Annotated in this window: 18 protein-coding genes; 11 read left to right on the top strand and 7 right to left on the bottom strand. The window is 61.6% G+C overall.

From position 1 onward, the window contains the following. Positions 1–78: 78 nt before the first annotated feature. From nikR to trxA, 3 genes are all read right to left on the bottom strand, one after another. Positions 79–597: a nickel-responsive transcriptional regulator NikR gene (gene nikR, locus AB5405_RS02065; protein ID WP_368137434.1), complete on the bottom strand. Its 519-nt coding sequence runs from the start codon at positions 595–597 to the stop codon at positions 79–81. A 1-nt stretch (position 598) separates the two neighbouring features. Beyond that, on the bottom strand, positions 599–847 hold the full coding sequence (locus AB5405_RS02060; RefSeq protein ID WP_368137433.1) for a hypothetical protein: 249 nt from the start codon (positions 845–847) through the stop codon (positions 599–601). Between the two features lie 221 nt (positions 848–1068). Continuing rightward, positions 1069–1389, bottom strand: coding sequence for a thioredoxin (trxA, locus tag AB5405_RS02055; protein ID WP_022093990.1), 321 nt, complete (start codon positions 1387–1389; stop codon positions 1069–1071). A 136-nt stretch (positions 1390–1525) separates the two neighbouring features. Here trxA and AB5405_RS02050 point away from each other — a divergent pair, with 136 nt between their 5' ends. Next, the gene (locus AB5405_RS02050) at positions 1526–2101 is read left to right on the top strand and encodes a hypothetical protein (protein ID WP_161115202.1); all 576 of its coding nucleotides are present in this window, start codon (positions 1526–1528) and stop codon (positions 2099–2101) included. 74 nt (positions 2102–2175) lie between these two features. Here AB5405_RS02050 and AB5405_RS02045 read toward each other — a convergent pair whose 3' ends face one another. Then, positions 2176–3453 (bottom strand): GHKL domain-containing protein, encoded by a 1278-nt coding sequence (locus AB5405_RS02045; protein ID WP_368137432.1) that lies wholly within the window; start codon positions 3451–3453, stop codon positions 2176–2178. Next, positions 3453–4175 (bottom strand): LytR/AlgR family response regulator transcription factor, encoded by a 723-nt coding sequence (locus AB5405_RS02040; protein ID WP_368137430.1) that lies wholly within the window; start codon positions 4173–4175, stop codon positions 3453–3455. The genes AB5405_RS02045 and AB5405_RS02040 overlap by 1 nt, the downstream gene beginning before the upstream one ends. 293 nt (positions 4176–4468) lie before the next feature. Between AB5405_RS02040 and nadA the strand changes: the two genes are divergently transcribed. The 4 genes from nadA to AB5405_RS02020 are packed head-to-tail and all read left to right on the top strand — an operon-like array spanning position 4469 to position 8336. Continuing rightward, positions 4469–5494 carry a quinolinate synthase NadA gene (nadA, locus tag AB5405_RS02035; protein WP_161115199.1) on the top strand — a complete coding sequence of 342 codons (1026 nt, stop codon included), beginning with the start codon at positions 4469–4471 and terminating at the stop codon, positions 5492–5494. A gap of 56 nt (positions 5495–5550) precedes the next feature. Continuing rightward, the gene (locus tag AB5405_RS02030) at positions 5551–6927 is read left to right on the top strand and encodes an L-aspartate oxidase (protein ID WP_368137428.1); all 1377 of its coding nucleotides are present in this window, start codon (positions 5551–5553) and stop codon (positions 6925–6927) included. Between the two features lie 3 nt (positions 6928–6930). Beyond that, positions 6931–7791, top strand: a complete 861-nt coding sequence (gene nadC / locus AB5405_RS02025) for a carboxylating nicotinate-nucleotide diphosphorylase (protein ID WP_138341717.1) — start codon at positions 6931–6933, stop codon at positions 7789–7791. Further along, positions 7791–8336, top strand: coding sequence for a transcription repressor NadR (locus AB5405_RS02020; RefSeq protein ID WP_368137426.1), 546 nt, complete (start codon positions 7791–7793; stop codon positions 8334–8336). Before nadC ends, AB5405_RS02020 begins: the two co-directional genes overlap by 1 nt. A 143-nt stretch (positions 8337–8479) precedes the next feature. On the opposite strand, the gene AB5405_RS02015 is transcribed toward AB5405_RS02020, so the two are convergent. Continuing rightward, a complete protein-coding gene (locus AB5405_RS02015) occupies positions 8480–8731 on the bottom strand; it encodes a ferredoxin family protein (RefSeq protein ID WP_158564522.1) in 252 nt (83 codons plus the stop codon). Positions 8732–9323: 592 nt separating this feature from the next. Between AB5405_RS02015 and dnaK the strand changes: the two genes are divergently transcribed. The 5 genes from dnaK (at position 9324) to AB5405_RS01990 (ending at position 16364) form a co-directional block, all read left to right on the top strand. Next, positions 9324–11216: a molecular chaperone DnaK gene (gene dnaK, locus AB5405_RS02010; RefSeq protein ID WP_055310046.1), complete on the top strand. Its 1893-nt coding sequence runs from the start codon at positions 9324–9326 to the stop codon at positions 11214–11216. A 2-nt stretch (positions 11217–11218) separates the two neighbouring features. Further along, complete coding sequence (locus tag AB5405_RS02005; protein ID WP_138341721.1) at positions 11219–12061, top strand: nucleotide exchange factor GrpE; 843 nt, start codon at positions 11219–11221, stop codon at positions 12059–12061. 108 nt (positions 12062–12169) lie between these two features. Further along, on the top strand, positions 12170–13135 hold the full coding sequence (locus AB5405_RS02000; protein WP_368137425.1) for a DnaJ C-terminal domain-containing protein: 966 nt from the start codon (positions 12170–12172) through the stop codon (positions 13133–13135). 72 nt (positions 13136–13207) lie between these two features. Then, entirely contained in the window at positions 13208–13624 is a 417-nt protein-coding gene (locus AB5405_RS01995) for a heat shock protein transcriptional repressor HspR (RefSeq protein WP_343006476.1), read from the top strand. Positions 13625–14063: 439 nt separating this feature from the next. Further along, positions 14064–16364, top strand: a complete 2301-nt coding sequence (locus AB5405_RS01990; RefSeq protein ID WP_368137423.1) for a hydratase — start codon at positions 14064–14066, stop codon at positions 16362–16364. 406 nt (positions 16365–16770) lie between these two features. On the opposite strand, the gene AB5405_RS01985 is transcribed toward AB5405_RS01990, so the two are convergent. After that, positions 16771–17418: a hypothetical protein gene (locus AB5405_RS01985; RefSeq protein WP_138340855.1), complete on the bottom strand. Its 648-nt coding sequence runs from the start codon at positions 17416–17418 to the stop codon at positions 16771–16773. 806 nt (positions 17419–18224) lie between these two features. On the opposite strand from AB5405_RS01985, the gene clpB reads away from it, so the two are divergent. Then, on the top strand, positions 18225–20852 hold the full coding sequence (gene clpB / locus AB5405_RS01980) for an ATP-dependent chaperone ClpB (RefSeq protein WP_368137421.1): 2628 nt from the start codon (positions 18225–18227) through the stop codon (positions 20850–20852). The last annotated feature ends 5 nt before the right edge of the window (positions 20853–20857 follow it).

The raw sequence follows: 20857 nt of genomic DNA, 5'->3' as shown, positions 1-20857 counted from the left end.
TTTATTTTGGTAGGTAAAACGCTAAACCTGCCAAAACAAACCTGTCCCTTTTTGGCAGGTGCGCTGCGGGAAATTCCGCTACAGCCCCAGGCTCTGCTTAGTGGCGGCGCACGTGAGCTCGCCGTGCTTAACGCCGCGCAGGCCCAGCAGGCGGTCGGCTAGTTCGTAGACGCGCTCGCCGCGACCCTTGAGCGCCAGAATCTCCAAGCAGTTGTGGTGATCCAGATGCACGTGCATGGTCGATACGATCTCGTTGGTGTAGTCGTGCTGCACCTCGTCCAGGCGGCGTGTCAGATCGCCGGTGTGATGGTCGTAGATCATGGTGAGCGACCCGATAACATGCTCATCGGGCGTGCGCATCTGCTCCTTGGCGATCGAGGCGCGAATCAGGTCGCGCACGGCCTCGGAGCGGTTGGCCACGTCGCCGCGGCGCGCGATCTGTTCGTCAAAACGGCGCAGCAGGTCGTCGGGTGCGGTAACCGAAAAACGGACCAGCTCGGAGCCGGAGCCACTACAGTGGCAGCCCGCGTCACCGTCCGCCCCGTGCGGATGCTCGTGCTCGTGCCCGCAGCCGTGCTCGTGTTCGTGTTCGGACACCCTACACCAGCTTCACGGATCCGACGGAGTTGTGGTCGGCCTCGATGGCCTCTTCGTAGCCCTCGAGCGCGTCATGCGCCTCGTGCAGCGCGGCCATGGCTGCCTCGAGCTTGGCGCCGATGCGCTCCATGTCAAAAATCTCGGTCGCATGCAGCAACTGATGGCTCCATTCGTGAGCGAGCTCGATGGTGTCGTCGACCTGCTTGACGCTCATGGCAAGCTGGCTCATGTTCATTCCAACATCATGCATGGAAAATCTCCTTTTGTATGGGGCAGTTCAGTGGTTCAGATTTTACTACGCCCGCTCTGCGCGCAGCTGCATAAGAAAACGGGTACGAGTCTGTGCGACCCGCACCCGTTCACTGGGGGCTGTTTGTGACTACCATACTATCCGTGGTTGCACTCGGTGCATCCAGAAGTCCGGCGAGCGGTGCAAAACCGCTCATAGACGGCGAGTAAGTAACAAGCGTATTACAGATGCTTCTCCAGCAGCGCCTGCAGCCTCGCCTTGGGTAGAGCGCCAACTGAGCGGTCAATCTCCTCGCCGTTCTTAAACACAATCAGCGTGGGGATGCTCATGACGCCATACTTCATGGCCAGGTCCTGGTTGTCGTCGACGTTGCATTTGGCAACGGCAAGCTTGCCCGCCAGCTCATCGGCAACCTCGTCAACGATGGGCGAGAGGGATCGACAGGGCCCGCACCACGGTGCCCAAAAATCGACCAGCACGGGCAGGCTGTCGTTAACGATGGAATCGAAGTTCTCGGGGGTAATCTGATTAATGTCAGCCATGGTGACCTCCATAATGCGACGCGGCTCGGCCGCGTAAAACTCAGTACGACCGTGCTTATACCCAGCCGCCCGCAAAGCAACCACTCGCGGGCAGCTCTTTTATATAATGGTGGGCACGCAAACGATTGGAGAGCGCATGTCCACGTCACAAAGCCAGAAAAAAGAAGCCATCGCCCAGGCGGCCGAGCAGGAGCTCACATCGCTTGCGGTCCGTGGCGTGCGTATCGCGGGCAACGCGTGCTCGCCGATCGTGCTGGTCAAAGGCGATTTGGACGAGGCCGAGCGTTCGGGTGGCGAGCTTGCCGCCGGCCCGGATGGCGCGGCGTTGCGCAAGGCGCTTGGGGCCATCGGCTACGCGCCCGAGGATTTTTGCGTGCTGGCAAGCGTCGCCGGCGTGGGCGACGGAGCGGTCGCGGTGGGCGAGACTCTGCCGTGCGAGCTGTTCCGCGAGGCGCTTGAGGCCTTGGACCCCGAGGCGGTGCTACTGCTCGACAACAACGCGGCTGACGCCATGCGCGAGACCTACGCCGATATGCTTGTGGCGATCGATGACTTCGACACCGCCATGCTCAAGCCCGGCCTGGTCGCTCATGTGCAGGGCCGCCGCGTGCTCGCGCTCGACGGTTTTGAGGCGGCGCTCACTGACAAGGCCGCTAAGCAGCGCATGTGGGCCTACATCAAGCAGCTGACTCCGGCGGCCGCCCCGCTGTAGCGAGCCCGCGTCGACAAACGACCCCGAGCGGGCGAGCCGTACCCGCGGAACGCAAATCCGTCGCGCCCGCGCCCTTACATCACAGCGCGCAGCTCAAACCGATCGCCGTTAATGCGGAACTGGCAGTTGCCGTTCATGCGTTCGACGGCAAGCTTAATGCTCTTGGTTCCAAAGCCGTGTCCGGTGTACCCGGCTACGGGCATGCCGTCGACCATGCGCGGCGTGCGGTCAAACGTGTTGGAAACTAACAACAGCAGCTGGCCGTCCTCTAATCGCAGGTCAAAGTCGACGAATCGCTTTCCTTGGGGTGCGGCGCTTGCAGCGGTGATAGCGTTTTCCAAGGCATTTGAGAGCACGCTAAACAGGTCGGCGTCACCTACGTGGATGGTTTCGGGTACGGCGGCGCGCAGGTTGGCGGTAATGCCGTTTCTATTGATATCCGAGTTAAATGACGAAAGCGCGATGTTTACGGTCTCGTTGGCGCAGAAGCGGCGTACGGCGGTGCGATCGCCGACTTCGCAGAGTTCATCGATGCGTTTGAGCGCCTCGTCGGTGTGGCCCTCCTCAATTAAAGCGGCCAGGCCGCGTAGGAAGTGGCGCATATCGTGGCGAAGAATCGACAGCTCGCGCCCAGATTGACGCCAAGCCTCGAGCTCTTTGATGGCGGCGCTGTCGCGGGTTTCGAGCATCCAGCGCTCTCGCTCGGCGGTTTCCTTTTCTTCGTATTCGCGCAGGTAAACGGCAAGAAACATAAGATAGAAGGCACAGAGCGCAAATGCCAAAAACTCAACCGTCACCACCGAGCCCGAGTGGAACAGCGTGGTGTAGACGTTGGTGGCATAGTCAAAGACGTAATAGACGAGCGGCAGGATTAAAAGGATGCCCAGCTCGGTGGTACTTTTAATCGCCAAGCGCGGACCGATGTCACGGGCCCAATGCAACAGGACGGCAAAGACGGCGAGTGTGGTCGCGATGCGCGCCAGATAGTACGCGATCTGAGAATCGGTTGCGGCAAATGCGGCGATGCCCATCCAATTGCTGAACTGGCAGCTCAGATAGGCACTCGTAATGCCGAGCACGGCAAGCAGCGGGCTCAGGCGGTAGCGCGCGCACAAATAGATGACGAGCGGCAGATGCACGACGAGCGGATATACCTGGCGGGCAAAAAGCTCGCCGCCGACGGCATTGGCGAGGCCAAATGCGCATCCGGTTACGGCACCGACCAACACCAGTTCAAGCGCATGACGCCGGTTGATCTCGACACCGCACAGCGCCGCCGAGGCAAAGACGCCAAAGAGTAGCGTCGTGGCGTGGTGGATTGCCCAAAGGACCATTTCGACCGAGGAGACCATCAGTGTCTCCCACCCTCAAAGCGCGCCGCAAAGTAGGCGTCTTGGAATCCCTGCTTGCAGCTGCGCGAAAGCGGGATGCACGCGCCCGAGCGCATGACGATGTCCGTGCGGTCAAAGTGATCGATATTGCGCAGGTTGACCTGGTAGCTGCGGTGGCATTTAAAGAAGACCGCGTTTTGCTCCAAGCGGTCCTCGACGCTGCGGAACGACTCGAGTGCCTCGATATCGCGTCCGTCGCGCAGGTGGAAGACCACGTGCTTGTTGCGCGCCTCGGCATATTCGATGTCGGACAGGCGCAGGGCGTGGTAGCCAAAGGAAGTTTTGATCACGAGCTCGTCGGTTGCCGCCGGGCGCATGCTCGAAAGCTCGTCGAGTAACTGCGCCAGGCGTTCGTAAGTCACGGGCTTGAGCAGATAGTCGAAGGCGCGGACCTCGTAGGATTCAAGCGCGAACTCGGGCGACGAGGTGAGGAACACCAGGCGCACGGCGGTGTCGGCCTGGCGCAGTTCGCGTGCGGTGTCCATGCCGTTGACGAGCGGCATGATCATGTCGAGCAGAATGATGTCGGCGCGCGATGCGGCATGGCGGGCCAGCAGGTCCTCGCCGCGCGTGACGAGCGCAACATCGACCGTCGTGCCCGTCTCGGTCGACCAACGGTCGATCATCCGGTGCAGTCTATCTAGAAAAGCGACATCATCGTCGCAGGCAATAATCTTGAGCATTCTAAGCCCCCTTAGTAGTTCGATTTTGCCACATTGGGTGCGGACCGCTTGTGGGGGTGCGGACCGTTTGCGCCCCACGGCGTGCAACTCGCGCCAAGCGGTATTGCGGTGGCGAAAGATGCCTCCTGCGCCATCGAGAGCTCAGCTATCCTCAGCTTGCCAGTTCGAATATGGACCTGCCACATGATTGAATCTTTATTTCAACTTTACACCTAGGTTTACAGCTGTCTTGTCAGCTGTAAACCTAGGTGTCATACTAAAGCCCCAAGATTCGCCAAAAGAGAGGGGCCTTGATGGCACAGAGCGCGAACATGGATGCGTCGGAGCTTGCACGCGATATCGCGGCCGGCCTGGCATCGGCAACGACGGCAACGGAGCGTGCGGCACTGGTGCCCGCAGAGCTCGTCGAGGCCATTCAGCAACTAAAAACCCAACGTGACGCGGTGATCCTGGCGCACTATTACGTGGCGCCCGAGGTGCAGGCCGTGGCTGATTACGTCGGCGACAGCTTCTACCTGGCCAAGCTCGCCAAGAGCCTGCCGCAGCAGACCATCGTGTTGTGCGGCGTGGAGTTTATGGGCGAGAGCGCCAAGCTGCTCAACCCCACCAAGACCGTGCTGCTGCCCGAGCCGGGCGCGGACTGTCCCATGGCGCACATGGTCAAGCACGAGACGGTCGACGCGGCGCGCGCCGAGTACGGCGACGACCTGGCTGTCGTCTGCTACGTCAACTCCACGGTCGAGATCAAGAGCTGGAGCGACGTGTGCGTCACCAGCTCCAACGCCGTTAAGATCGTGTCCGAGCTGCCGCAGCAGCATGTCCTGTTCATTCCCGATCAAAACCTGGGACGCTTCGTAGCCGAGCAGGTGCCGCAAAAGCACGTCATTCTCAACAACGGCTACTGCCCGCGCCATCACATCATCACCGTCGAGCAGATCGTCGACGCGACGGAGGCCCACCCCGACGCGCTCGTGCTGGCGCATCCTGAGTGCAAGGCCGACGTCCTGGCCGAGGCCGACTACATCGGCTCCACCGCCGGCATTATCAAGTACGCCGAGGAGTCCGACGCGAGCGAGTTCATTATCGTGACGGTCCGCGGCGTGCTCTACGAGCTCGAGCGCCGCTGCCAGGGCACCGGCAAGAAGTTCTACTTCCCCGCGGTGCAGCCCACCTGCGTCAACATGGATCTTATCACGCTCGAAAAGCTCGTGCGCTGCCTGGAGACGGGCGAGGGCGAGGTGCAGATCGGCGTCTCGGACGAGGCAGCAGACCAGGCCAAGCTCACGCTCGACCGTATGCTCGAGTACGCAGCACGCTAGAACAATGTTGCATGAGGGACGGTCCCTTATGCCACATTACAAGGGAGAGGATTCCTGTGGAAACCAAGCAATACCCCGATATGGAGCGCGACGTCGTCATTGCCGGCTGCGGCGTGGCGGGTCTGTACGCGGCCCTCAATCTGCCGACGAGCACGCGCGTGATCATGCTCTCCAAGGGCGCGGTCGATGAGTGCGATTCGATGCTCGCGCAGGGCGGCATCTGCGTGCTGCCCGAGGGCTCGGACTATGATGCCTTCTTTGAGGACACCATGCACGCCGGCCATTACGAGAACCGCCGCGAGAGCGTCGACATCATGATCCGCTCGAGCCGCTCGGTCATCAACGACTTGCTAGCGATGGGCGTGGATTTTGAGCGCAAGGCCGACGGCAGCCTCGACTTTACCCGCGAGGGCGCGCACAGCCGTCCGCGCATTGCCTTCCATGCCGATATCACCGGCAAGGAGATTACGACCAAGCTGCTCCAGGCCGTTCGCAAGCTGGATAACGTGCAGATTTTGGAGCACGTAGCCATGACCGATATCCTGACGGGCGAGCGTGACGGCGCCACGGTGTGTGCCGGTGTCGTCGCCGTTTCCGTGGACGAGGACAACTCGGTTCGCCCCGCCGACGAGCTGGCAAATGCCGCCGAGGGCGTGCATGCCGGTAAGCCGTTTAAGATCCATGCCCGCCATACGCTGTGGGCGACGGGTGGCATCGGCGGCGTGTACGATCACTCCACCAACTACCCGCAGCTCACCGGTGACGCCTGCTACATCGCTCAGGGGCATGGCATTAAGATGGAGCACCTGGACTACGTGCAGATCCACCCCACGGGCCTGTTTTCGCCGCAGCCGGGCCGCACCTTCCTGATCAGCGAGAGCTGCCGCGGCGAGGGCGCGATTCTGCTCAATGCCGCCGGCGAGCGCTTTACCGACGAGCTTCAGCCGCGCGACGTTGTCGCCGCCGCTATTCGCGAGCAGATGAAGCAGGACGGTACCGAGCACGAGTGGCTGAGCTTCGCCCCCGTCGAGCGCGATGTGGTGACCGGGCACTTTGCCAATATCCGCGCGCGCTGCCTGGAGGACGGCCGCGACATCCTGGACGAGCCCATCCCCGTCACGCCCACGCAACACTACTTTATGGGCGGCGTATGGGTCGACAAGGACGGCCGCACCTCGATGCCCGAGCTCTACGCCGCGGGTGAGACGGCCTGCAACGGCGTTCACGGCAAAAACCGCCTTGCATCAAACAGCCTGCTCGAGGCGCTGGTCTGGGGTCGTCGCGCCGCGTGGTACATGCGTACCGGCGAGTCGCTGGCCGTGGAGCAGGCGGGCGATCCCGCGCTCGATGGCCGTCATCGCGCCCTGAGCGCCGACACCCTGGCAATCGATGATTTGGCCCGTGCCGCCGGCACGCAGGCCGTGGAGGAGTAGACCATGAATCCCATTACCATGAAGCTCGTCGTCGATGATCTGATTCTGCAGGCTCTGCGCGAGGACATTACCTTTGAGGACGTGAGCACGGTGAGCGTGTGCCCCACGGCGCGTCCCGCCACGGTGGAGCTTATCGCCAAGGCCGACGGCATCATCGCCGGCTTGGATGTGTTTGCCCGCACCTTTGAACTGCTGGATTCGCAGAGCTCGGTGCTGCTCGACGTTGCCGATGGCGACGAGGTGCACGCCGGCGACCATGTGGGTCAGGTGCGCGGCGACGCGCGCGTGCTGCTTTCGGGCGAGCGCGTGGCACTCAACTACCTGCAGCGCATGAGCGGTATCGCTACCTATACGCACCAGATGGCCGCGGCGCTCGAGGGCACCAAGACCGTGCTCGTCGATACGCGTAAGACCACGCCGGGCATGCGCGTCTTTGAGAAGGCCGCGGTCGAGATTGGCGGCGGCAGCAACCACCGTTACAACCTGTCGACGGCCGTCATGCTCAAGGACAACCACATCGATGCCGCCGGCGGCGTGACGCGTGCAATCGAGATGGCGCGCGCCCATGCATCGTTTACTGCGACGGTCGAGATCGAGTGTGAGAACCTGGACATGGTGCGCGAGGCCGTGGAAGCCGGTGCCGACATTATCATGCTCGACAATATGACCCATGACGACATGGCGGCCGCTATCGAGCTTATCGCCGGTCGTGCCAAGACCGAGTGTTCGGGCAACGTGGACGCCGACAACATTCGCGCCCTGGCCGATCTGGGTGTCGACTATATTAGCTCGGGCGCCCTGACGCACTCTGCGCCGATTCTCGACCTCTCGCTTAAGCACCTGCGTCTGCTGGACGGTAAATAATGGACGCCCGCGAGCGTCGCCGTGCCATCATGGGCGTGCTCGAGCGAGCCAAGGGCCCCGTCTCCGGCAGCGCACTTGCTCGTGAGGTGGGTGTGAGCCGCCAGATTGTCGTGCAAGACATCGCCCTGCTGCGCGCCGATGGGCACGATATCGTGGCGACCAATCGCGGCTACGTGCTGCAGGAGGCGGCGAGCAGTCCGGCTGTTCCCACGCGCTTGGTCAAGGTTCGCCACGGCGTGGAGCAGGCAGGCGATGAGCTCACGAGTATCGTCGACGCCGGTGGTGCCGTGCTCAACGTGATCGTCAATCACCGCGTGTACGGTAAGATCACGGCCGACCTGGACATCCGCAATCGTCGCGATGTTGAGCGCTACCTGCACGATATCGAGAGCGGCAAGAGCTTTCCACTACTAACGGTGACGAGCGGCTACCACTTCCATCGCATCGCGGCGGAAGACGAGCAGACCCTCGACGAGATCGAGGCCATGCTCAAGGAGAAAGGCTACTTGGCTGACCTCATGCCCTACGAAGACGACCTATCGTAGCCGATGCTGCAAACGCCCCTAAGCGGCAATCTGCAGCGGTGCCAAATTAGTTATCCGCACAAACAAAAAGGAGGCCTCCGCGGCGATGCGGAAGCCTCCTTTTTTGTGCACGGTGTACTTTTGAGTGTGCAAGTGGGGAGTTGTTACTCCTCGACGATCTCAGTGATCGCGCCAGCGGGGCAAGCGTCCTGGCAAGCGCCACAGGCGACGCAGGAGTCCTCGTCAGCGACGGTAGCGACGTCCTGGAGCTCCAGAACGCCAGCGGGGCAGGAGTCGACGCAAACGCCACAAGCGATGCACTCGTCGGCATCAATTACGGGATGAGCCATGGTAGTTTCCTCTCTGTTGACCGACGCTACAGGCGATGCGCGCCGGTTTGATTCGGGCAAAAACATACCACGGGAGCGACCGTTTGCAATACCCTCTGACCGGCATCTTCATACCGTTCGCCGAGTATGCCAAGGTTTACTAAAAAACGCGCAGGTGGGGCCGTTGAGCTGCGCAAATGTTAGCTAAAGGTGACTTGAAATATTGAGCTATTGAGCGCGCCTGCGGAAAGGGCATCCCGTTATTTGGCCGAAAAACGGGTCGTAGTTTCCGGTTGGGCCCGCTAGCGGAAACTGCGACCCGGTATCAGCTCTCAAAACGGGATACGGTTTCCGGTTGAGCCTTCAGACGGAAACTGCGACCCGGAATCCACGCTCAAACCGGGATGAGCTTTCCGCAAGACGGCCCCCAGGCACCCCCGGACGCAAACCTCAGCCATCTCTACATAGATCTCGATAGATTTGCCGAGAACTCAAACAGTGCGTCTACCTGCGCATTTAAGAACCTAAACTCTCAGCAATAAGAAATCTTATATGAATTGACTTAGATTTTGTATATTCCGGCCCATAAGGGGATACACTACATCCTGAAAGACAAGCCGAAGCGCCGCGCGACAGATCGTCGAGGCGGCGCGAACGCAAAAGAGAGAGGGAATTTCTAATGAGTAAGATTCTTGGTATCGACCTTGGTACTACTAACTCCGCTATGGCCGTCCTCGAGGGCGGTTCGCCGACCATTATCGTGAACGCCGAGGGCGACCGCACCACCCCGTCCGTCGTGGGCTTCCGTGCCGACGGCGACCGCGTCGTTGGTAAGGCCGCTAAGAACCAGGCTGTCACCAACCCCAAGAACACCGTGTTCTCCATCAAGCGCTTCATGGGCCGCAAGTACTCCGAGTGCACCTCCGAGATCAAGACCGTGCCGTATGAGGTCAAGGAGGGCCAGGGTGGCCGTGCCGTCGTCGACATCGAGGGCAAGGATTACACCGCTGAGCAGGTGAGCGCCATGACGCTCGCCAAGATGAAGGCCGACGCCGAGAAGTATCTGGGCGAGACCGTCACCGACGCCGTCATCACCGTCCCGGCCTACTTCAACGACGCCCAGCGTCAGGCCACCAAGGACGCCGGTAAGATCGCCGGCCTCAACGTCAAGCGTATCGTCAACGAGCCGACCGCTGCTGCTCTTGCCTATGGCCTGGACAAGCAGGGCACCGACCAGCGCATCCTGGTCTTCGACCTGGGCGGCGGCACCTTCGACGTCTCCATCCTCGACCTCGCCGACGGCGTGTTTGAGGTTCTGTCCACCTCGGGCGACAACCACCTGGGCGGCGACGACTGGGATCAGCGCGTCATCGACTGGATGGCCGATAAGTTCCAGCAGGAGAACGGTGTCGACCTGCGTCAGGATCCCATGGCCCTGCAGCGTCTGAAGGAGGCCGCCGAGAACGCCAAGAAGGAGCTCTCCGCCGCCCAGCAGACCACCATCAACCTGCCGTTCATTACCATGAACCAGTCCGGCCCGCTGCACCTCAATTACACGCTGACCCGCGCCGAGTTCGAGAAGATCACCCGCGACCTGCTCGAGCGCTGCAAGCAGCCTGTCACCAACGCCCTGCGCGACGCCAAGCTTAAGCTCTCCGATCTGACCGAGGTCATCCTCGTCGGCGGCTCCACCCGTATGCCCGCTGTCCAGGAGCTCGTCAAGACCATGACCGGCAAGCAGCCCAACATGTCCGTGAACCCCGACGAGGTCGTTGCCGACGGTGCTGCCGTCCAGGGCGGCGTGCTCACCGGCGACGTCGAGGGCATCCTGCTGCTCGACGTTACCCCGCTGTCGCTGGGCGTCGAGACCATGGGCGGCATCATGACCAAGATGATCGACCGCAACACCACGATCCCGACCTCCAAGACCGAGGTCTACTCCACCGCTGCCGACAACCAGACCAGCGTCGAGATCAACGTGCTCCAGGGCGAGCGCGAGCTTGCCCGCGACAACAAGTCGCTCGGTAAGTTCCAGCTGACCGGCATTCCGGCTGCCCGCCGCGGCGTGCCGCAGATCGAGGTCACTTTCGACATCGACGCCAACGGCATCGTCAAGGTCTCCGCTAAGGACAAGGGCACCGGCAAGGAGCAGCAGATCACCATTTCCGGCTCCACCGCTCTGTCCGACGACGAAGTCGATCGTATGGTCAAGGACGCCGAGGCTCATGCCGAGGAGGACAAGAAGCAGAAGGAAGAGGTCGAGGTCCGCAACCAGACCGACAGCCTGTGCTACTCCACCGAGCAGACCCTCAACGAGCTGGGCGACAAGGTTTCCGCCGACGTGAAGTCCAAGGCCGAGGCCGCTATCGCCGACGCCAAGAAGGCGCTCGAGGGCTCTGACGTCGAGGCCATCAAGGCCGCCGGCGAGTCCCTGCAGTCCGTGGCCTACGAGCTGGCCCAGGTTGTCTACGCCGACGCTCAGCAGCAGACCGACGGTGCCGCCGGCGCCCAGCCTGCCGACGATGACGTCGTCGACGCCGACTACGAGGTTGTGGACGACGAGGACAAATAATCATGTCCGCCCGTAAAGCTCGCACGGAGGCGGCCGCCGCTGGCGCCGCCCCCGTTGACTCTGAGGAGAAGGACGTGAAGATTCCCGTAGAGGCCGCAGACGTTACCGAGGCCAACGAGGCCTCGGCCGCCGAGGCTGCCGAGAACCAAGTAGAGGATTCCAACAAGGAGGCGACGATGACCGAGGACGAGATGGTGGAAGCCGCTATCCGCGCCGGTGAAGAAGCCGCCGACAACGACTTTAAGCTCAAGTTCGAGCAGGCTCAGAAAGAGCTTGCCGACGTGCGCAATGAGCTCGATGCTGCGGCAGAGGCTCAGAAGGCCGCCGAGGACAAGGCAAAGGACGCCACCGAGCGCACCGCCCGTCTGCAGGCCGACTGGGAGAACTTCCGTCGCCGCACCGCCAACGAGCGCATCGCCGAGCGCGAGCGCGCGACCGAGAAGCTTGTCACCGCGCTGTTGCCGGTGATCGACGATATCGAGCGCGCGATCGACCATGCCCGCAGCCAAGAGCTTTCTGACGACTTTAAGCAGTTCGTCGATGGCGTCGACGCGGTACATGCCAAGCTGCTCGACGTGTTTGCGCATGAGGGCGTTGAGCCCATCGACCCCAAGGGCGAGGCGTTCGATCCGCTCGAGCACCAGGCTGTGGGTCGCGTCGAGGACGCGTCGCAGTACGATGAGACCGTCAACGACGTGTACCAGAAGGGCTACCGCATGGCGGATCGCATCCTGCGTTCCGCGATGGTGACGGTGACCTACGGCGGCGAGAAACGCCCCGCACCGGAGCCCGAAGCGGCGCCCGAGGATGCTGCGGCCGATACGGCCGAGAGCACCGAGGAGTAATTGAGAGGGGCCCCGGGGCAACACCCGGGGCCCTTTCTGGCCTAGTGCCATATGAAAGCATGGGCCGTCGTCTGCATGGGCGGCGGACGTAACAGGAGAGGAGCTACGATGGCTGCAGGCAAAACCTTCTATGACATCCTGGGCGTATCCAAGAGCGCCTCCGACAAAGAGATCAAGAGCGCGTTTCGCAAGCTCGCGCAAAAATATCACCCCGATGCCGGCGGCGATGAGGCCAAGTTCAAGGAGATCAGCGAGGCCTACGAGACGCTTTCGGACGAGAAGAAGCGCAAAGAGTACGACCAGATGCTCATGTTTGGCGGCATGCCGGGCGCGGGCGGCGCGTATAGCGGTGGCTACGGAGCCAGTGCCGGCGCGAGCGGCTGGGGCGATATCTTTGACAGCATCTTTAGCGGCAACGGCGCCTGGGGCAGCGATTGGGGCTCGGGCTTTGCCGGGGCCGCGGGCGCTGCCGGTGCCGGTGCGGGCCGCAACCGCGCGCGCAAGGGCGGCGACCTGTCGCTGACTGTCGACGTGACGGCCGAGGACGCGTTTCGCGGCGTGACGCACAAGGTCACCTACCGCATTCCCTCGACGGGCGAGCAGCAGACCATTACGGTCTCGGTCCCTGCGGGCGCGGTCGATGGCGGCAAGCTGCGCTACAAGCGTCGCGGCGAGTATGGCGTTGCCGGCGGCGAGCGCGGCGACCTGGTCGTGACCACGCACGTGGAGGAGCATCCGCTGTTTAAGCGTAAAGGTGCCGACGTGACCATGGAGGTACCGGTCTCGGTCTATGAGGCGGCGCTCGGCTGCACGGTGGACGTGCCGACGCCCGGCGGTGCGACGGTTCGTTTGAAGGTGCCCGCGGGTACCCAGACGGGCAAGAAGTTCCGCTTTAAGGAAATGGGGGCGCCCGACGTTAAGCACCGTGGCCGCACGGGCGCGCTGCTCGTCGAGATCAAGGTGCAGGTCCCCACGAACCTATCCGATGACGAGCGCGATGCCATGACCAAGCTGCGCGAGGCCGACACGCGCGATTATCGCGAGAAGGTCAACCGTTACAAGGCGACGTACTAGGGCGGTCGTGGCGCACACCCGCGCCCGCGGGCTTATGATGGACGATAACGAGACGGAAAGGGGTCAGGTAGCATGGCCGAGGACAATAGGAATAAACCGCTGTACATGATCAGCGTGGCGGCCGAGTTGACCGGCATGCATCCGCAGACTCTGCGCGTCTACGAGTCCAAGGGCTTGGTGAACCCCCAGCGCTCGGGCGGCAACACGCGCCTGTATTCGCGTGCCGATATCGAGCGCCTAGAGCTCATCAACCAGCTGACCGACGAGGGTATCAACCTCGCCGGCGTGGTGCGCATTCTCGATATGAAGGAGCGTGCCGAGGAGCGCGAGCACGAGAACGAGAAGCTCCGCGCCCGCGTACGCCAGCTCGAAGATGAGCTGCACGAGTACAAGATGCAGAAGAAGATCACCGCCCTGGCCCCGCGCGACGGCTCAGTCAACCCCGAGCAAGTCATGCGCAAGCTGCTGGGCGCCGGCGGGGATTTGTAGTTACGCGGGTTTACCAACCCGCGTAACGGGCCGACGCTGCGCGCCGCCCAGAGCGACAATTTGTCATTCAAAAGGCAAGGCATGACCAGAAGGTCTATGCCTTGCCTTTTTCATGCCAACTTGTTCGCTCTGGACGCCGCTCGCTGTCCGTCCTCTACCTGCGGCGTTGCCTTGCTCCGGATGCGGTGGTCATTGGGGACGTTCTTAAATGACTAGTTAAAGGGGACATTCTTGCGGCACTTGGCACTTGGGGACGTTCCTTTTGTGCCGGCACTTTGGGACACTCCTTGTCCAGAGAGTGATGCAAGGGGCTCGTCCTTTGCTTTACCGAGATAAAGTGAACGTGTAGATTCGTAACCCACTCGCAACCGTTCTATGGCACGATATTGAACGAATGTATGCTATGCGCCCAAATCTTTTGGGCAGAGTGGGAGACAGTATGGTCAAGCTGTACGAGGACGGCATCTACCTGCGTAACGGCAGTGAGGTTGTGCCTGTGGCCGAGGCTGCCGAGCGCGGTATTACGCAGACGCCCGAGGATGCCAAGCGCGGCACCATCGCGTATTCGATCCTTCAAGCACACAATACGTCCGGCGACCCCGAGGCGCTCAAGATTCGCTTCGACGCCATGGCGAGCCACGACATCACCTTTGTCGGCATCATCCAGACGGCGCGCGCCTCGGGCATGGAGCAGTTCCCGCTGCCTTACGTGCTTACCAACTGCCATAACTCGCTGTGCGCCGTGGGCGGCACCATCAACGAGGACGACCACGTCTTTGGCCTTTCCGCGGCCAAGAAGTACGGCGGCATCTTCGTCCCGCCGCACATCGCCGTCATCCACTCCTTTATGCGTGAGAACTTCGCTGGTTGCGGCAAGATGATCCTGGGTTCCGACTCGCACACCCGCTACGGCGCCCTGGGAACCATGGCCGTGGGCGAGGGCGGCGGCGAGCTGGCAAAGCAGCTGCTACACGACACCTACGATGTTGCCTATCCCGGCGTTGTCGCCATCTACCTCACGGGCGCCCCGCGCCCCGGCGTTGGCCCGCACGACGTGGCGCTCGCCATCATTCGTGCCGTCTTTGCCAAGGGTTACGTTAAGAACAAGGTTATGGAGTTCGTGGGCCCCGGTATCGCGAGCATGACGACCGACTACCGCAACGGCGTCGACGTCATGACCACCGAGACCACCTGCCTGTCGAGCATCTGGGCCACCGACGAGGACACGCACGCGTTTTTGACCATGCACGGTCGCGGCGAGGACTACCGCGAGCTCAAGCCCGCCGATGTTGCCTACTACGACGGCTGCGTCGAAGTCGATCTGTCGAGTATCAAGCCCATGATCGCGCTGCCGTTCCATCCTTCTAACGGCTTTGAGATCGACGAGCTCAACGAGAACCTCGAGGACATCCTGCATGAGGTGGAGCTCGAGGCCGTCAAGATCGGCGAGGGCAAGACGCACTTTAGCCTGCTCGACAAGATCGTCGACGGCAAGTTGCACGTGCAGCAGGGCGTTATCGCCGGCTGCTCGGGCGGCAACTACGACTCCGTGGTCCAGGCTGCTCGCGTGCTCAAGGGCGCCAACACCGGCTGCGGCGAGTTCTCGCTGTCGGTCTATCCCACGAGCCAGCCCGTGGCACTCGAGCTTACACGCCGCGGCTACATCTACGACCTTATGGAGGCCGGCGCGATTGTGCGCACGGCGTTCTGCGGCCCGTGCTTCGGCGCCGGCGACACGCCTGCCAACAACGGTCTGTCCATCCGCCACACCACGCGCAACTTCCCCAACCGCGAGGGTTCCAAGCCGGGCAATGGCCAGCTGAGCGCCGTGGCCCTGATGGACGCTCGCTCCATTGCGGCGACGGCTGCCAACGGCGGCGTCCTGATGCCGGCGACCGACCTGCCCGAGGAGACTTGGGACGAGGCCTGCGAGTACACCTTTGACGACGCGCCGTACAAAAAGCGCGTGTATTGGGGCTTTGGCAAGGCGGAGCCTGCCGACGAACTGGTCGAGGGTCCCAACATCAAGCCGTGGCCCGCGATGGAGCCCCTCGGCGACGATATCCTGCTCAAGGTGTGCTCTAAGATCATGGACCCGGTCACCACGACTGACGAGCTCATTCCTTCGGGCGAGACGAGCTCCTTCCGCTCCAACCCGCTGGGCCTGGCAGAGTTTACGCTGAGCCGCCGCGACCCGGCCTACGTGGGCCGTTCCAAGGAGGTCGACGCCGTGGAGAAGCGCCGCGTGGCTGGCGAGTCCGCGGGTGACCTGGCAGCACTCGATGCCGAGCTTGCCAGCGTGTTTGAGGCGTTGGCCGGCGCGGGTGTCGCGGCAGATGCCAAGGCGACCGAGTACGGCTCCATGCTCTACGCCAAGAAGCCCGGTGACGGTTCTGCCCGCGAGCAGGCTGCGAGCTGCCAGCGCGTAATTGGCGGCCTGGCCAACATCGTCCACGAGTACGCCACCAAGCGCTATCGCTCCAACGTGATGAACTGGGGCATGGTGCCCTTCCAGATGGAGGCCGAGCCCAACTTTGAGGTGGGCGACTACGTCTTCGTGCCGGGTATCCGCGCCGCGCTCGACGGCGACCTAAAGGGGATCACCGCCTACGTGGTGCGCGCCGACAGTGCGGTCGAGCAGATCGAGCTCTACATTGCCGATATGACGGCAGAGGAGCGTGCCATCGTCAAGGCCGGCTGCCTGATCAACTACAACAAGTTCAAGGCCGCTGCCGAGTAACGTTGCTGTACGCCCCGGACACACCTTTCCCTCGTGCTCACGCGCTTCGCGAGGGTCGCCCGAGGGAAAGGTGTGTCCGGGGCTACCGCGACGTTCTCGTTGGGTCTTGAGGGACGCTGATAAATAGACTTGTTTGATGCCGCCTCCTTTTATTGGGGCGGCTTCTTTTTGTCGAAAACCACCACGAAGGGGTAGGCGCCTTTGCGGTGGTTCCGTTTGTCTCGACCTGTAACATCTGGGCCCCTATTTGACGAGCGGCTGTTACAGATTGAGACAAACGATCGCCGCCGATCATTTCATCTCAATCTGTAACATCTAGGATCGAAAAGGGCCGCTAGATGTTACAGATCGAGACAGTGGAACATCGGAACCGAAACCACCACAAAGGTGCCTGCCTGGCGGGTCCTTATTTCGATGGGGCCCAGGTTATTTCATCGTCAAATAGCCAAGTGCGTGCTGAGCCACTGTCGCGCGCTGTCTGTGGATCGGGCTCGCAAGTTTGTTCGTAGGCATCCTCGGTACACCGATCCATAAAATCGACGACTGCCGTCTGGTCGCCCTCCATGACGTAGATTACGTCGCCATCCGAGATATAGACCCCCGGTCCTTCATTGTCCACGCAGCCGGGGTCGTATGAGACGTTGCACAATTTGCTCCCGTTTGCCGCATCGAGCTCAAGGGTCGAATGATACCCGCCAACCATTTGGCCGTTCTTGGCTCGATATGTTGCGGCGCCGTACCACCGCTTAAACGTCTTGCCTTTGAGTAAACTGGTTGCCTTGCCGATAAGCTGCTCATCTTGGGTATAGCGCGTGGCTCCAAGTTCGATTCGGGGATAGTTACTGACCCCAAGCGCTGCGGGCGTACCGTCGAAATCGACGGTGATCGAATCGGGTTTGACGATATCGGTGAGGATTTCGATGGGGTAGCTTACGGTTTCAACCGCCGCCTGCGTTGCCGAGGCAGGGAGAAATGCGAGATAGATAATTCCTACGCCGACTGCGGTAATCGCAAACGCTAAGACGAGCAGGCCGATATAGGTGGAGCGTTTCACGGCGGGTACCTCGCAAACAGTATGCATTCATTAAGATAAGTGATACCAGCTTACGACAATATTCAAAAGAAAGCGATCGGTCGAAATGACGGGGCGAAAAGGCCCTATTGGGCTTCGATTTGACCTCTAATAGGAATATTTGCCTCCCCTCATTCTGGGCGAGGGGTCAAAATTGAGTTCACGAGTTTTGCGCAATACTATTCTCACTAAACCCGCTATTTTTACTATAAGCACTATAAAAACGACAGGGACGATGACGAGAGTATTGTGGCGTACGATAACCAAGCCGTTTAAGCCGGCACCCTTGTCTTGAATCGCCATCTATATCTGCGCGAACGGGCTATCGGTGGCTCTCGATTTTGTCGCTGTGCTCTCGTTGGATCTTGGGATCGCCAAACGTAGACTGGGCTTGATGTCGCCTCTTTTAATCGGGGCTGATTCTTCTCTGGACCACCACAAAGGGGACGGGCATCTTTGTGGTGGTTCTTGGTTTGTCTCGATCTGTAACAGTTAGACCCTAATTTGCCGAGTAGATGTTACAGATTGAGACAAACGGGCGCCGTTGGTCATTTCGTCTTGATTTGTAACATCTGGAGCCATAAACAGTCGCTAGATGTTACAGATTGAGATAGTAAGGGGACGAGGCCGCAGTGGGTGAGCGTGCCTGCCCCTATCTCTCAATCACTCAGAAAATCTTATATATAGAGACTTAGATTTGTGTATAAGATCGCGCAAAGCTGGCAACAATACTTCTCGAACAACGTGAAGCCGCCCCGTAGGGCGGCCGCCCCAAGAGAGGTGATTCCATGAGAATCGATAAGCTAGCAATGACGTCGCGCGAGGCGTTGCAGACCGCCATGAGCACGGCTGCCGACGCGCAGGCCGGCGCGGTGGAGCCGATTCACCTGCTGTCCGCCCTGCTCGGTGCCGGCGAGCGCAATATCTCCGTGATCATCGAGCGCATCGGTGCCGACCCGGCTCAGCTTGCACGCTCCACGCAGGATGCCATTGACCACGCGCCCAAGGTTTCCGGCGAGGGTCAGCAGATGGGTCTTTCCAACGAGCTCGTCCGCGTTATCGAGAAGGCCGAGAAGAAGGCCACCAAGATGGGCGACAGCTTTGTGGTGACCGAGCATTTGCTGATGGCGCTTGCCGAGGACAAGGGCGAGGCCGGTCGTGTACTGCGCGACGCCGGCGTCACCAAGGAGCGCATCGAGCAGGTCTACGAGGAGCTGCGCGGCGATGACCGCGTGACGTCCGCCGAGGACAAGACACAGTTTGAGGCGCTGGAGCAGTACGGCCGCAATATCTGCGACCTTGCCCGCGCCGGTAAGCTCGACCCGGTCATCGGCCGTACCGACGAGATTCGCCGTACCATCCAGGTCCTGTCCCGTCGCACCAAGAACAACCCCGTGCTCATCGGCGAGCCGGGCGTCGGCAAGACGGCCATCGTCGAGGGCATCGCCCAACGTATCGTGGCCGGCGACGTGCCGAGCACCCTGCGCGACCGCGACCTCATCGAACTCGACATGAGCGCGTTGGTCGCCGGCGCCAAGTACCGTGGTGAGTTCGAGGACCGCTTGAAGGCTGTGCTCAAGGAGGTACAGAAGTCCGAAGGCAAGGTCATCCTGTTCATCGATGAGCTCCACACCATCGTGGGCGCTGGTGCCACCGAGGGCTCCATGGACGCCGGCAACATCCTCAAGCCGGCGCTTGCCCGTGGCGACTTGCACGCGATCGGCGCGACCACGCTCGACGAGTATCGCAAGTACATCGAGAAGGACGCGGCGCTCGCCCGTCGTTTCCAGACCGTTATGGTGAGCGAGCCTACCGTCGAGGACACCATCTCGATCCTGCGTGGCCTCAAGGAGAAGTACGAGATCTTCCACGGCGTGCATATCACCGATGGCGCGCTCGTGGCTGCCGCCGACCTCTCCGATCGCTATATCGCCGACCGCTTCCTGCCCGACAAGGCCATCGACCTGGTCGATGAGGCCGCAAGCCGCCTGCGCATGGAGCTCGACAGCATGCCGGTCGAGATCGACGCCACCACGCGTCAGCTCACCCAGCTGCAAATCGAGGAGCAGGCGCTCATGAAGGAGACCGACGACGCCTCCAAGGAGCGTCTGGAGGCCCTGCGCCAAGAGATTGCCGAGGTCCAAGAAAAGCTCAACGTGCAAAAGGCCGGCTGGCTCAACCAGAAGAACGCCATCGACCACGTGCAGGAGCTCAAGGGCCAGCTCGACGAGGCCAAGAGCGAAGAGGAGCGCGCGACGCGCAATGGCGACCTGGGCCGTGCGTCCGAGCTGCGCTACTCCGTGATCCCGGGCTTGCAGCAGCAGATTCAGGATTCCGAGGCCGCGCTCGAGGCGCAAAAGCAGCAGGACGGCGAGGGCCTGAACGAGCAGGTGACCTCCGATGAGATCGCCGAGGTCGTGAGCGCTTGGACCGGTGTGCCCGTCTCCAAGATGATGCAGGGCGAGCTCGACAAGCTGAAGGGCCTGGAGGGCGAGCTGCATAAGCGCGTCATCGGCCAGGACGAGGCGGTCTCCGCTGTCGCCGCGGCCGTGCGCCGCAGCCGTGCGGGTCTCTCCGATCCGGACAAGCCCATCGGCAGCTTCTTCTTCCTGGGCCCCACCGGCGTGGGCAAGACCGAGCTCGCCAAGGCGCTGGCCGAGTGCCTGTTCGATGACGAGCGCGCGCTCGTGCGTATCGACATGTCCGAGTATATGGAGAAGTTCAGCGTCCAGCGTCTGATTGGTGCGCCCCCGGGATACGTGGGCTACGACGAGGGCGGTCAGCTCACCGAGGCCGTGCGCCGTCGTCCGTACTCTGTGATCTTGCTCGACGAGATGGAGAAGGCTCATCCGGATGTCTTTAACGTGCTGCTGCAGGTACTTGATGACGGTCGTCTGACCGATGGCCAGGGTCGCCAGGTGTCCTTCAAGAACACGATTATCATCATGACGTCCAACGTGGGCTCCAAGGCCATCGCCGATCTGTCCGGTAAGGACGAGGAGGAGATGCGCCATCAGGTCGACGCTGCCATGGCTCAGACCTTCCGCCCCGAGTTCCTCAACCGTATCGACGATATCGTGGTGTTCCATCCGCTCGGTATGGCGCAGATCGAGAAGATCGTCGACATCCAGCTTGCCGACGTTCGCGCGCGTCTGGCCAAGGAGCGCATGACGCTTGCCATCACCCCGGCGGCCAAGCAGATGCTCGCCGTGGGCGGCCTGGACCCGGTCTTTGGCGCCCGTCCGCTCAAGCGTCTGGTTCAGCGCGAGGTCGTGGATGCCATCGCCGCCGCTATCATCGACGGCACGGTGCGCGAGGGCGATCAGGTGACGGTCGATGCCGACAAGGACGGCGGCTTTACCGTCGTGTGCGACAATACGCCGGCGGCCACCTACGAGGTCCCCGACGCCGAGTAGATTTA

The sequence above is a fragment of the Collinsella aerofaciens genome, assembly GCF_040920445.1.
Classification (GTDB): Bacteria; Actinomycetota; Coriobacteriia; order Coriobacteriales; family Coriobacteriaceae; genus Collinsella; species Collinsella aerofaciens_BH.
The sequence above is the reverse complement of the archived record's forward strand: the minus strand, read 5'-3'. Positions and strand labels throughout refer to the sequence as shown.

Bases quoted from the DNA above. Each gene is read 5' to 3' on its own strand.
- nadC (WP_138341717.1), top strand. From the start codon at position 6,931: ATGAATCCCATTACCATGAAGCTCGTCGTCGATGATCTGATTCTGCAG.
- dnaK (WP_055310046.1), top strand. From the start codon at position 9,324: ATGAGTAAGATTCTTGGTATCGACCTTGGTACTACTAACTCCGCTATG.
- AB5405_RS01995 (WP_343006476.1), top strand. From the start codon at position 13,208: ATGGCCGAGGACAATAGGAATAAACCGCTGTACATGATCAGCGTGGCG.
- nadA (WP_161115199.1), top strand. From the start codon at position 4,469: ATGGCACAGAGCGCGAACATGGATGCGTCGGAGCTTGCACGCGATATC.
- AB5405_RS02005 (WP_138341721.1), top strand. From the start codon at position 11,219: ATGTCCGCCCGTAAAGCTCGCACGGAGGCGGCCGCCGCTGGCGCCGCC.
- AB5405_RS01990 (WP_368137423.1), top strand. From the start codon at position 14,064: ATGGTCAAGCTGTACGAGGACGGCATCTACCTGCGTAACGGCAGTGAG.
- AB5405_RS02050 (WP_161115202.1), top strand. From the start codon at position 1,526: ATGTCCACGTCACAAAGCCAGAAAAAAGAAGCCATCGCCCAGGCGGCC.
- AB5405_RS02045 (WP_368137432.1), bottom strand. From the start codon at position 3,453: ATGGTCTCCTCGGTCGAAATGGTCCTTTGGGCAATCCACCACGCCACG.
- AB5405_RS02020 (WP_368137426.1), top strand. From the start codon at position 7,791: ATGGACGCCCGCGAGCGTCGCCGTGCCATCATGGGCGTGCTCGAGCGA.
- trxA (WP_022093990.1), bottom strand. From the start codon at position 1,389: ATGGCTGACATTAATCAGATTACCCCCGAGAACTTCGATTCCATCGTT.
- AB5405_RS02015 (WP_158564522.1), bottom strand. From the start codon at position 8,731: ATGTTTTTGCCCGAATCAAACCGGCGCGCATCGCCTGTAGCGTCGGTC.
- AB5405_RS02000 (WP_368137425.1), top strand. From the start codon at position 12,170: ATGGCTGCAGGCAAAACCTTCTATGACATCCTGGGCGTATCCAAGAGC.
- AB5405_RS02060 (WP_368137433.1), bottom strand. From the start codon at position 847: ATGCATGATGTTGGAATGAACATGAGCCAGCTTGCCATGAGCGTCAAG.
- AB5405_RS02040 (WP_368137430.1), bottom strand. From the start codon at position 4,175: ATGCTCAAGATTATTGCCTGCGACGATGATGTCGCTTTTCTAGATAGA.
- clpB (WP_368137421.1), top strand. From the start codon at position 18,225: ATGAGAATCGATAAGCTAGCAATGACGTCGCGCGAGGCGTTGCAGACC.